Below are 12,026 nucleotides of genomic sequence, written 5' to 3' on the forward strand. Positions count from 1 at the left end.
ATTCGTTCCCCGTTCGCCGTCGCGGTTCTAATCGTGTCTGAACGATCGCTGTCCCGTAAACGCCATGGCCATGCCGTGTTCCTCGGCCGCCTCGATCACGTCGTCGTCGTTGACCGAGCCGCCGGGCTGGACGACCGCCCCGATGCCCGCCTTCGCGGCCTCTTCGATCCCGTCCGGGAACGGGAAGAACGCGTCCGAGGCCATCACGGCCCCCTCGGCGTCTTTGCCCTCCGCGTGCTCGTCGGCTTTCATCGCCGCGAGACGGACGGCGTCGACGCGGGAGACCTGCCCCATCCCGATGCCGACCGTTTCAGTGCCGTCTGCGAAGAGGATCCCGTTGGATTTCACGTGTTTCAGGGTCTGCCACGCGAACACCATCGACTCGAGTTCCGCCTCGGTCGGCTCGCGCTCGGTGACGACCTCTAAGTCGTCGACCGAGATCGACTGCAGATCCCGTTCCTGGACCAGCCGACCGCCCACCAGAGGCTTCTCGGTGAAGCGCCCGGTGCGCTCGCCCAGTTCCCCAACGTCGAGTACGCGCAGGTTATCCTTCTCGAATAAGATCTCGAGCGCCCCCTCGCTGTAGCTGGGGGCGACGACGACCTCCTTGAACGAGTCGACGATCCCTTCGGCGGTGTCGGCGTCACACTCGCGGTTCAGGGCGACGATGCCGCCGAACGCGCTCATCGGATCCGTCGAGAGCGCCTTCTCGTACGCTTCCGACAGGGAGTCCGCGGTGGCACAGCCCGCGGGGTTCGTGTGTTTGATCACCGCCGCGGCAGGCTCGTCGAACTCCTTGATGAGGTTCAAGGCTCCGTCGGCGTCGTTGTAGTTGTTGTACGACAGCGCCTTCGCACCCTCGTTGAGTTGGTCGGCGTGGACGACGCTCGCCTCCTCGCAGGTGTAATCGGCGTACACAGCGGCGTCCTGGTGTGGGTTCTCCCCGTAGCGAAGCGTATCGAGGCGGTCGCTCGAGACGATGCGGCGGCCGGGAAGACCACCGTGGTCTGCGTCGTCGACGGTCGCCACGTCGGCCTCGACCGTGACTTCGCCGGCGGCTTCGTCGACATCTACTGCATCCTCGGCGAACCACTTCACGGCGCGGGGGTACGCACGGAACTCGCCCTCGTAGAGGACGCGCTCTTTCAGGCTCTCCGTGTCGTCGCCCTCGTAGACCGGAATCGGCTCCTGCGTGACGATCGGGCCGGCGTCGACCTCGCTCTCGAGCACATCGCCGTCGTCGTCGGTCGCGTCCGTCACGACGTGGACCGTACAGCCCGTCACCGAGACGCTCGCCTCGAGGGCGTCGCCCCAGGCGTCCATGCCGGGAAACGACGGCAACAGCGATGGGTGAACGTTCAGCGTCGTCGGTGCCTCCGAGAGGAACGTATCCGAGAGGATGCGCATGTAGCCGTCGAGACAGATGAGGTCGAACTCGTACTCGCTCAAGGCCTCGAGCACCGCCTCCTCGTGTTCACGGCGGTCCATATCGTCGGCGAGTGGGACGACCTCGGTCGAAATCCCGCGCTCGGCCGCGGACTCGAGGACTGGTGCGTCCTCGCTGTTCGTCAGAATCACCTCGAGTTCGGCTCCGCCCGGTTCTCTGTCGGCGATGTTCAACAGGTTGCGCCCCCGGTTGCCGGCCATCCCGGCGATTCGCGTCATAGATGCATCGCCACCCGCGAGCGACAAAGTGATTGCGGTCTCGACGCTGGTGGTATTCACGTTCCTGCATTATTCCTGTGGTATTTCGCCTCTAGATCCACTGGGTATGCATACACGTGGCCCTTTCCGGCTCGGGTTTCGATACGCTTTTGGACCGCGCTGGAAAGAGTCGGACGATGACCGACACCGACGCCTTGTACGCCGTCTCGCCGCTCGACGGACGGTACAGTGGACGGACCGCACCGCTGTCGCCGTACGCGAGTGAGGCCGCGCTCATGCGCGCCCGCGTCCGAGTCGAAGTCGAGTACCTGATCGCACTCGCCGACCTCGAGGCCACGCCACTCGAGATCGATAGCGACGAGCGAGAACACTTGCGCGGCCTCTACACCACGTTCGCCGAGGAGGACGCCCAGCTAATCAAGAAACTCGAGACGGAGGGTCACGCCGGCTTCGAGGCGACGAACCACGACGTCAAGGCCGCCGAGTACTTCGTTCGCCACCGACTTCCCGAGGACAGCGACGCCTCGGCCTGGATCCACTTCGGACTGACCAGCGAGGACGTGAACAACCTCGCCCACCGGCTGCTCGTCCGCGACGCCGTCGACGAGGTCCTGCTTCCGGCGTTGTACGAGGTCCAGGACTCGCTGGCCGAGATGGCACGGGAGTACCGCGACCTCCCGATGCTCGCCCGAACTCACGGCCAGCCCGCGACGCCGACGACGTTCGGCAAGGAAATGGCCGTCTACGCGGCTCGCCTCGGCCGTGCGACCGGCCGCATCCGCGAGGCGACCGACGACCTGCGGGGGAAACTCGGCGGCGCGTCCGGAACGTACGCTGCCCACCACGCCGCCTATCCCGAGGTCGACTGGCAGTCGTTCGCAGCGGAGTTCGTCACGGACGGGCTGGACCTCGAGTTTCAGTCACTCACCACACAGGTTAATCCCTGTGATGACCTCGCAACACTGTTCGACGCGTTCCGCGGCGCCAACGACGTCTTGCTCGATCTCGACCTCGACGTCTGGCTCTACGTCTCCGATCGCTACCTCGGCCAGGAGACCGTTGCCGGCGAGACCGGCTCCTCGACGATGCCCCACAAGGTCAACCCCATCGATTTCGAGAACAGCGAGGGTAACCTCTCGAAGGCCAACTCCGATCTCACCTTCCTCGCCGACTACGTCACCACCTCTCGGCTCCAGCGTGACCTCTCGGATTCGACGGTCAAACGCAACATCGGCCCCGCGTTCGCCCACTGTCTGATCGGCTACTCGAAGACCGCCGCCGGCCTCGAGAAGGTCGTCCCCACCGAGGCCGTCATGCGCGAGGACCTCGAGTCGACGCCAGAAATTATCGGCGAGGCCGTCCAGACGATCCTCCGACGCGAAGGCCAGGCGGACGCCTACGAGCAGGTCAAAGCCGTCACCCGCGGGAAGGACGTCACCCTCGAGGACTTCCGAGCGATGTTCGACGACCTCGAGGTCGACGAGGACGTCCGCGAGGAACTGCACGCGCTGACGCCGACCGGCTACACCGGCGTCGCGAGCGAGCTAGTCGACGGACTCGAGTGAGCGCGATTCCTGTAGTATGACGAAAGACGTCGAAGAGTGGTGGAACGCAACCGCCGATAACTTTCAGCGGGATATCGATACGGACGTCGGCGTCGACTGGTTTAGCGCGGGGAGGATGTCAAGGACAGTGCGTCACACGAGGTCACCGAGAGTCAGTTCGATACCGGGCGAGAGACGTTTTCTCACTCGTCGGTGATCCCCGCCTCGGACGTTCCGCGTCCTGACGCCGAGAGCCACGAACACAGTTGTTCGACGACGACGTCGGCGACGACGGCGGCGATCTGGTCCGGGGTATCGGTCAGATCCCAGACGTAGTCGCCCGTTCGCGTGACCGATACCCACTCGAGACAGTCGGCTCGATCCAGTACGATCAACAGTTCCTCGAGAGCCGCTTCCTCGAGTTGGTGGCCGGTCGACGATTCGATACTCGCGACGAGTTCTGGAGTGGTCGCGACGACGCGGTCGTCGCCGTCGCATTCGGTCGGCGATGGGGACGTAATGGAGGGTGATGGCGGCTTGTTGGACATACTCGGGGTGGGACTCGTGGCGGAACGTCCATCACGGTTGGCGTGTACCACGACAGAATTGATATGGACTGTTCTCCTATGTGGACGACAGCCGTGACGGTCGGGACGATCCGACGGATTCGTTCGACCTCGAGTACTTCGACCGAATCAGGGTTGGCGTCACGCGTGGGGAGTACGACCTCGGGATCGGCCTGCCCCGGGAGTATCCGGCTCGAGGCGACGTCTCCGTGCGGCCGGATACAGGCGGCGACGGACTGGTACTGCTGAGCATCGACGCGATGGCCGGCGATCACGGAACCGGTCACGCGGACGTAGCGCTGACGCTCGAGGAGAGTCGCACGCTTTGGGATCTCCTCGACGAGACGGTTCGATGGATGCGCGAAAACGAGGTCGGAACCGACGGTCGGATGACGAGCGGTCCTGAGCACCGACGATCGGGGCTGGTGGATCGATGTGTGCCAGCCCGGTCGCGATTGTCCTCGAACTGACGGAGCGTCGCCCGGACGAACCGCTATCCGCGTCGATCGAACGGTGGCTCGACCGACCGTCGCCGACTACTCTTTGGGGCTGGGCGAGTGGACCCGTGAGAGGTAGGAAGCGAGATCCGTCGTCGTGATGATTCCGATTGCCCCTTCTTCCTCGTCGACGACGGGGACGTGTTTGAACCCCTCTTCGACCATCAGATCAGCGACATCTCGGATACTGTCCTGGGCGGAGGCCGTCACGACGTCCGTACTCATATACCGCGAGACGGTCGTCTCCGCTTTCGGATAGCTCTGTGCGACGATGTCGACGAAGTCCGTCGTCGTCAGGATTCCCTCGAGGTGGCCGTCGTCGTCGACGACGAGCACCGAGCCGATATTGTTCTCGAGCATTACCTGACCCGCGTCTTCGACGAGCGTATCCGGCGTTACCGTCCGAAGCGACGTGGACATGACTCGTGCGACGAAAATATCTTGCATACTGCATTATTTCCCTTGCATAGTATAAGGGTTGTCGAACCGGTGAGTTGTGCTATCGGTCACCTCACCGGACGTTCTACACATCTTTAAATACAAATTCGAACATACACGGTGACGTGTCAGAGATGTCAACCGACCCTCCCCTCGAGGGGACGTGCAAACTCCGTCCCGGACCGATCGGCGATCCCGTCGACTCGGTCGCCGCCGAGTACGCCGCCCTCGCAGACGAGTACGGGCCGCGAAACGTGCTCGTATTGAAACGTCACCCGGCCGGCCTCGAGCGCATGACGACGGAACTCTCCGACGTTGCGGCGACGACCGGCTCACCCCGCTCGCCGCGGGTCGAATCGGTGCCCGAACATGCCTCCAAGGTCGTCGAGGAGTTCGACCCGACGCTCGACCGCCTCGAGTACGAAGAGCGGATCGAACTCATCTCGCTCGTGATCGACGGCACGAGTCGGGACGTCCCGGCGTACATAGAGCGGGCGTCGACACACGAGAGTTTCGTCCGCGACGTCGGCCAGCTGTTGCTCGAGGCGACACGCCAGGGCATCCGCCTCGACGCCCTCGAGAGCGGGGGTGAGTCGCCACACGACTGTCTCGCGTTCCTCTACGCGATCAACGACCGATTCCACGAGGAGATCGCGAGCCGAGGCTACGTCGAGCGGGCGGACGTGATTCCCCGTGCAGTCGAGGTACTCGAGGCCAACGTCGACGGGCTCCGAACTCGCGTGACCGACTCCGTCGACGCCGTTCTCGCCGTCGAATTCGAGGAGTATCGCCGGCTCGACCGTCGGTATCTCGCGGCGCTTTCTGAGGACGCGGACCTCGTCTGTCTCGGCGAGCGCCACGCAAGCGTCGAACGAACGCGAGTCGAAACGGGACGGATCGAGGACGTCGTCGGCGACGGTCTCGAGATCGAGACGCTCGAGGAGACGACCGCGGACGATGGTTCGTCGGGGACGAGCGGGAAGGGCCGATCTGGCGATCGGGCGCCACACGACGAGCTGACGCGATTTCTCGCGACCGGCGAATCGACCGCGGGACGGTCGGGTCGAGCGAAGCGAATCCGGACGCGGACCGAACGCGACCAGATCAGGGCCGTTGCGACCGAGATCCGGTCGTTGCGCGAACGCCACGGCTGGCGATACGACGAGTTCGCGGTCGCCGTCCCGCGGATCGAACGGGTTCCCGAGACGCGGCGAGCGCTGCGCGAGGCGGGCGTGCCGACGGCGACGATCGGCACGCCGTCGCTGGCCGAAGATCCGGCGGTCAACGAACTGTACGCGTTCGTGACGGTCCAGTGTGAACGCGCCCGCGGCGGCGTCGAAACCGACCGCTACGACCGCCGACGGGACGACGATCACGACGCCGCACTCGAGCGTCTGCGAGCGCGGGTGGACGACTTTTCGCCCGCACTGCTCGAGACGTGTTCGGGCACGGGCGTCTCGCGGTCGCTCGCACGGTGGATACTCGAAACCGATCTGAAAGGACGGATCGCCGCGACCGAGGAGTGGGTCGACGCCCGCGAACAGTACGAGGGTGTCAGACGGGTGCTCGAGATCGCCCGCTTCGTCGAGGAGACGGATCTCGTCGGACCGGACTGGCGGGGGCTTCGGCGGATGCTCCGGCGAACGATCCGGTACGACGCACCGTACGTCCACACGGTCGACGCCCGAGCGCCGACTGGCGGCGTGGCGGTTCGACCGATCGAGGACCTGAAGTACGACTCGCGGGAGGTCGTCTTCGTCCTCGACCTGATCGACGAGATCTACCCCGGCGAGCAGTTTCTCACCCAGCTGTTCCCGACGGCCTGGCTCCGCGAACTGTCGACCTACCCCGCCGTCACCGACCTCTCGCCGGCCGCCGTCGACTCAACGTTCGCGCCGCCCTCGAGCGACGACGGCGTCGGTACCGCCTTCGAACGATACCACGCACAACGGTCCCGACGGCGGCTCGCGCTCGGATCGCGGGCCGCACAGAGCGTTCTCTATTGCTGTTCGTACGAACGGGGGTCGGGCGGCCTCCGTCGAACGCACGACGAGTCACGCTACCTCACGCTGATCGACTCGACCCCAGGCCTCGAACTCGAGGACGTCACCACCGACGCCACCTCGTCGGTCCGCGGCGCGACGAGCGCCGTGGAAACGATTCTCGAACAGCCACACGGCGAACTCGAGCGGGTGCTCCGCGAGGCGAGCACCGGGGGCGAGGCGGATCTCGGCGAGACGGAAGCGCTGTTCTGTGAGATCGCCCTGGTTCTCGAGGGCGAGATCGACCCCGATCTCGCGGCGGCGATCCGCTCGCAGTTCGAGTTCGCGGCGGGCGAGGTGATTCGTGATGAGTGAGGGCGGCCTGGACGGTCCCCCACAGCCAGTCGAACGCCTCTCGGTCGACGGCGTCGAGACCTACCTCCGGTGTCCGCGCCGGTATGAGTTTGCCCACGTCCACGACCTCGAGTCCGCCGGCGAGAACGGCGGCGCGGATCGGGTCGATCTGCTCAGGCGAGCGATCTGCGCGGCGTTACAGACCGGGAAGACCACGCACGACGCACTCCTCGAGTCCGGTCGGACGACGCTGTCGGAGCAGTGGGCAGATCACGACGAGCGATTTCACTCCCGAACCCAGCGCCGACACGAGCGGACGGTGCTCGAGGCGACGCTCCGGGCGTACGTCGAAGAGGTCGGAGTCGACCACGCTGGCGGCCTCGAGCGGTGTGCCGGCGGTGACGTGACGATTGGCGACGTCGTCGGTCCAGACATGGCGCTCTCGCGGACGGTGCCCCCGACGGCAACCGAGGAGTCCGCCAACCTGGGTCCCGACGGTGATCCACACCCGATCGAGATCGAAGCCGACGTCGACTACGTCTTCCGCGACGGCTCGTCGCTCGTCGCGGCTCGGTTCGTGCCGACGCTCGCCCCGCTCGGCCTCCTCCGGTATCGATCCCGGTGGGAGGGCGACGTCGCCGGCCACTTCGCCGATCACTTCGACCGCGAGAGCGACGTCTACGACCCCGCCGCCGTCGCCGCGTTGCTCGAGACGGCGGTCGTCCTCGACGGTCTCCGGCGTCTCCGGGATCGCCTCGACCTCGGCGGGAGGACGTGTCGGTACGTTCAGATCCCGCTCGCGGATCGCTCGCGGACGTCGGTCAACTGGGTTCGCGAATCAGTCGAGACGAGCCTCGAGATCGCCGATCTGACGGACGTCTACGTCGACCAGCACACGTACGGACTGACTCACGAACACCGAAACGAGACGGTCGACGGCCGCCTCGCCGCGATCGTCGAACGCATCGGTGCCGGGGAGTTCGATCCCACCGATCGGTGGGACCACGTCAGGCGGACGGCCTGCCCCGACTGTGGGTACGCGGTCTGCTGTCAGGACCACATCGCCTCGGAGGTGCAGTTCGATGGGTGAAGACGACGAACTCGAGCCGAGGGGGAACCAGCGGACGGTCATCGAAAGCCGGGCGGCCTGTCTCTCCGTCGACGCCGGCGCTGGCACTGGAAAGACGACGACGATGATCGCTCGCCTCGAGCGTGCGATCGAACGCGGCGAGATCGACCCCGACGGCGTGCTCGTGTTGACGTTCGCAAACGAGGCGGCGGGGAGCATCCGTGACGCGGTCGCCGACCGCCTCGGACCGGAGACTGCGGCGGCGATCGACGTCCACACCTACCACTCGTTCTGTTATCGGCTGGTCCGGGAGTACGCCTACGCGGTGGGCTACTCCCCCGAGTTCGAGGTGGTCACCGAACGCAAGCGCCGCCGGATCGTCGCCCGCCTGCTCGCCGAAAACGAGTACGAGTTCGCGGCCGCGTCGGGCGGCGACGGCTCGACGACCGACCTCGTCGACGCCGTCGAACGGTTCGTCCGGACGATGAGCCGCGAGGACGTCACGCCGGAGACGCTTCGGGCAACCCTCCCCGATGTCCGGACGCTCGAGTTGTTGACCGAGTTCGTCCTCTGGCTCGAGAGGCAGGCAAGCGAAGAGCTCTCGTTCGACAACGAGGCGTTTCGGTTCTTCAACCGGGACGAACACCTCGAGGCGGGTCGCGAGTCGCTGGTCGAGTACGGCACGCTCATCTCGTTCTGCCGGGAGAAAATCGCCGAGGCACCGGCGGCGTTTCGCGACGACGAGGTGGTTCGTGACGTCGATCGGTACCTCCGGGTACTCCAACGCTGCGTGACGAACACGATCGAGACGCTCTCGCTCGACGATCCGACGACGAAACAGCTTCCGCGCGCGCTGTTCGGCAACGAAATCTGGGGACGGCGGACCGATCGACTCGAGCAGAGCCCGTTTGGACGGCTCAAACACTACGTCGAGTTCCTCCGGCTTGCCCGCCACTACGTGGACGTCTACGCGGATTACCACGAGCACCTGTCGAACGAGCGCGCGCTCGACTTCGACGAACTGGTGCGGACGGCCACCGGGCTGGTCCGCGGCGACGACGCAGCTCTGATCGCCGGAGGCGGAACGAACGGGTTGTCGACAGAGGAATCGATCGCCGACGAGATCGCGACCCGGTGGGAACAGGTCTACTGCGACGAGTTCCAGGACACCGACGAGACGCAGTTCGGCCTGATTACGGCGCTCACCAGCGGCCCCGACCGGCCCGATCTGCTCGCAATCGGCGACAAGGACCAGGCGATCTACGGCTGGCGCGGCACCGACCGCGAAGGGCTCGACAGGCTCGCCGAGAGCTACGACGACCACGAATCGATCGAACTCGGGCTCAACTTCCGGTCGCGCCAGGAGATACTGGATCTCGCAAATCACTGCGAGTACGGCCCACAGTCCTCGAAGACGCTGAGAGAGGTCGACCGCGAGACCGGGACGGACGGCGGGCCGACGACAGGGGGAAGCGAGCGAACGGACGACGGCTCGGAGACCGGCGGTGGTCCGAACGCACGTCCGGATCGCGTCGTCAAAGTCGAGAGCGACGAGCTCGGACTGTCGACGCCCGAACAGGTGTCGACGACGGTCTCGAGGCTGTTGAACGGCGAGTCCGAGAACGTACCCCGACGGTCGCTCGGCGACATCGCCGTCATCGTCCGAACGAACCGCCACGCCCAGGCCGTCGCCGACGCGCTCCAGGAGCGCCGGATCCCCTACGAGATTTCGGGCTCGCCACGCGGAGAGATCGCACCCGGCGTACAGACGGTGCTGTCGTACTTCCGGGTGCTCGTCGACCCCGGTGCGGACGCTCACCTTCGACGCGTGTTGCTGTACCGCTACCGCCTCCCCGGGGCCGACCTCGAGACGCTCCAGCGTCGGGACGGATCGCTGTACGACGCCGTCTTCGACGTCGATTTAGGGACTCTCGAGCGTTCGGAACGCCTCGAGCGGGCGCGCGAGCATCTCGCCGAACTGGAGCGGATGCGTGACGTCTACCCGTTGCCGGGGTTCGTCCGTCGGTTCCGCGAACTGACCCGCCTCGAGTGGTTCCTGACGGCCGACGAACGGGCCGACCTCGAGCGACTCGAGCGCTTCGTCGCGGCCTACGAGTCCGACGCGGCGATCCGCTCGCTCTCGACGGCGTTCGTCGACGGACTCGAGCGGACCCTCCGCGGGAGCGAACGCGAGCGCACTCGCGGCACACGATCTGACGACCGGATCGACGTCATGACGGTCCACCAGGCGAAAGGCCTCGAGTTCGATACCGTACTCGTCCCCTACCTCTCCGACGAGGAGTGGTGTGTCGAGAACGATTACGCCGAGCGCGCCCGGTATCGACTGCTCGCGGCGACGCTCGACGACGACGACGTCGACTCGCCGTTGCTCGCAGATCTCGCCGCCGAGACCGTCGCCGAGGAGTGGCGGGTGCTCCACGTCGCGCTCACCCGTGCCGAGAACCACCTGTTCGTCTTCGGCTCCCCCTACGAGTACGACGGTGGAGAGGACGAGCTCGGCGTCTCGACCGCACAGGGCTGTCTACACGCCGAGATCGAGTGGTCGGTCGCCGGCGAGCGCATGGCGCTGTGGTCGTCGCTTTCCGAGAGCTTCGAGCGGGTTCGCGAGAGCTATCCCGACACCGTCGCGGATCGAACCGATGCGATCGCGCGCTCGGCGGACTCGAGTCCGGGCACGATCACCTACTACGCCGGCTACGACGATCGAAGCGTCGAACCCCTCGAGACGGACGAGGCGATCGAGACGGTCCACCGACTGGGCCGGTTGCTTCGCGACGGGACGTTGTTGCCGGCGGCCGACGCCGCGGACGCTCTCCGACGGGGAGACACCGCCGACCGCCCCGTTCGAGTACCGAGTGGCCGACAGCTCTCGGCGCTGACCCCCGAGACCACGCGGTTCCCGATCCAGTCGCTCTCGACCGCCTCGGAGTTGTCGGTCGCCATACGTCACAGCTACACCGCGATGGATACCCACGGCACCTGCCCCCGGAAACACTACCTCGACCACGTCGTCCGTGCGATCGACGATCCACTGGCAGGGACGACCCCGACGGCATCGGATCGGATCAGTCCGTCGGTCTCGCGTTCACGCGTCGTCGGAACGGTCTTTCACGACGTCGCGGAGGAGGCGTTCTACCGGGGGTATCGAACCAGCGAAGAGTGGCGCGAGGCGGCGATCCGCCAGCTCACCGCCCGCGACCTCGCCGCCTATCGCGAGCCGGTACTCGACTGCGTCGATCGCTACTTCGCGGCGACCGCGCCCGGATTCGATCTGCCGGTCGCCGACTGGGACCAACTCGCCGCCGAGCGCCCGTTTTCGCTCGCGAACGTCTCCGGCGTGGCGGGCGACGTCGTCGGCTACGTCGACTCGATCCGACGGCTCCCGCCGGTCGAGACCAACGAAGCGCCGATCGACGGCGATTTCGGGGATCTCGTCGTCCTCGATTACAAGGCCACGGCCGGGCGGATCGATCTCGCGGACGCGACCCAGCTGACGCTGTACGCTCGAGCCTGTCGGCAGCGGTTCGACGAGCCGATCGCGGGAGTCGGCTACGTCTACGTCGGTGATTCGGGGCCCGCCGTCGACCTCTACGAGCCGGCGGCGTTGCCGTCGTGGTCTGCCGTCCGCGAGACCCTCGAGTCGGTCGACGACCCGTCGTACGCGGAGACGTCCCCCGGTGAGCACTGCCGATACTGTCCGCACCGATCGCTCGGCTGTGCCCCCGAGGAGTTCACGCCCGCGATCGCAGACGACGACTGATACGGATTACTGTCGCGATTTTCCGGTGAGACCGCCGTCCGGGTCGCGGTCTCACCGGAACTGATCTACAGTAAACCGTATGACCTGCTGGCGTCGCCGCTTCCGACTCGAGAGGACGTTTTATCAGCGG

General features: G+C 66.0%; 8 protein-coding genes. 5 read left to right on the forward strand and 3 right to left on the reverse strand.

The features are described 5' to 3' along the window. Positions 1 to 27: 27 nt before the first annotated feature. The gene (gene purH / locus GRS80_RS14350) at positions 28 to 1,665 is read right to left on the reverse strand and encodes a bifunctional phosphoribosylaminoimidazolecarboxamide formyltransferase/IMP cyclohydrolase (protein WP_160048158.1); all 1,638 of its coding nucleotides are present in this window, start codon (positions 1,663 to 1,665) and stop codon (positions 28 to 30) included. Positions 1,666 to 1,841: 176 nt separating this feature from the next. Here purH and purB point away from each other — a divergent pair, with 176 nt between their 5' ends. Further along, complete coding sequence (purB, locus tag GRS80_RS14355) at positions 1,842 to 3,230, forward strand: adenylosuccinate lyase (protein WP_160048159.1); 1,389 nt, start codon at positions 1,842 to 1,844, stop codon at positions 3,228 to 3,230. Positions 3,231 to 3,412: 182 nt separating this feature from the next. Here the strand turns inward: purB and GRS80_RS14360 are convergent, their stop codons facing one another. Continuing rightward, on the reverse strand, positions 3,413 to 3,757 hold the full coding sequence (locus GRS80_RS14360; protein ID WP_160048160.1) for a hypothetical protein: 345 nt from the start codon (positions 3,755 to 3,757) through the stop codon (positions 3,413 to 3,415). A 68-nt stretch (positions 3,758 to 3,825) separates the two neighbouring features. On the opposite strand from GRS80_RS14360, the gene GRS80_RS14365 reads away from it, so the two are divergent. Further along, complete coding sequence (locus GRS80_RS14365) at positions 3,826 to 4,245, forward strand: hypothetical protein (RefSeq protein WP_235019753.1); 420 nt, start codon at positions 3,826 to 3,828, stop codon at positions 4,243 to 4,245. 66 nt (positions 4,246 to 4,311) lie between these two features. Here GRS80_RS14365 and GRS80_RS14370 read toward each other — a convergent pair whose 3' ends face one another. Continuing rightward, entirely contained in the window at positions 4,312 to 4,719 is a 408-nt protein-coding gene (locus GRS80_RS14370; protein ID WP_160048161.1) for a CBS domain-containing protein, read from the reverse strand. A 125-nt stretch (positions 4,720 to 4,844) separates the two neighbouring features. On the opposite strand from GRS80_RS14370, the gene GRS80_RS14375 reads away from it, so the two are divergent. From GRS80_RS14375 to GRS80_RS14385, 3 genes are read left to right on the forward strand one after another with little or no spacing between them, the layout of a single operon-like run. After that, a complete protein-coding gene (locus tag GRS80_RS14375; protein ID WP_160048162.1) occupies positions 4,845 to 7,067 on the forward strand; it encodes a hypothetical protein in 2,223 nt (740 codons plus the stop codon). Then, the gene (locus GRS80_RS14380; RefSeq protein WP_160048163.1) at positions 7,060 to 8,136 is read left to right on the forward strand and encodes a PD-(D/E)XK nuclease family protein; all 1,077 of its coding nucleotides are present in this window, start codon (positions 7,060 to 7,062) and stop codon (positions 8,134 to 8,136) included. The genes GRS80_RS14375 and GRS80_RS14380 overlap by 8 nt, the downstream gene beginning before the upstream one ends. Then, positions 8,129 to 11,896, forward strand: coding sequence for an ATP-dependent DNA helicase (locus GRS80_RS14385; protein ID WP_160048164.1), 3,768 nt, complete (start codon positions 8,129 to 8,131; stop codon positions 11,894 to 11,896). The genes GRS80_RS14380 and GRS80_RS14385 overlap by 8 nt, the downstream gene beginning before the upstream one ends. Positions 11,897 to 12,026: the final 130 nt, after the last annotated feature.

The sequence above is a fragment of the Natrialba sp. INN-245 genome (genome assembly GCF_009807105.1).
Taxonomy (GTDB): Archaea; Halobacteriota; Halobacteria; order Halobacteriales; family Natrialbaceae; genus Natrarchaeobius; species Natrarchaeobius swarupiae.

Excerpts from the sequence above, each read along its gene's own strand:
- GRS80_RS14380 (WP_160048163.1), top strand. The coding sequence starts at position 7,060 with ATGAGTGAGGGCGGCCTGGACGGTCCCCCACAGCCAGTCGAACGCCTC.
- purH (WP_160048158.1), bottom strand. The coding sequence starts at position 1,665 with ATGACGCGAATCGCCGGGATGGCCGGCAACCGGGGGCGCAACCTGTTG.
- GRS80_RS14385 (WP_160048164.1), top strand. The coding sequence starts at position 8,129 with ATGGGTGAAGACGACGAACTCGAGCCGAGGGGGAACCAGCGGACGGTC.
- purB (WP_160048159.1), top strand. The coding sequence starts at position 1,842 with ATGACCGACACCGACGCCTTGTACGCCGTCTCGCCGCTCGACGGACGG.
- GRS80_RS14375 (WP_160048162.1), top strand. The coding sequence starts at position 4,845 with ATGTCAACCGACCCTCCCCTCGAGGGGACGTGCAAACTCCGTCCCGGA.
- GRS80_RS14370 (WP_160048161.1), bottom strand. The coding sequence starts at position 4,719 with ATGCAAGATATTTTCGTCGCACGAGTCATGTCCACGTCGCTTCGGACG.
- GRS80_RS14360 (WP_160048160.1), bottom strand. The coding sequence starts at position 3,757 with ATGTCCAACAAGCCGCCATCACCCTCCATTACGTCCCCATCGCCGACC.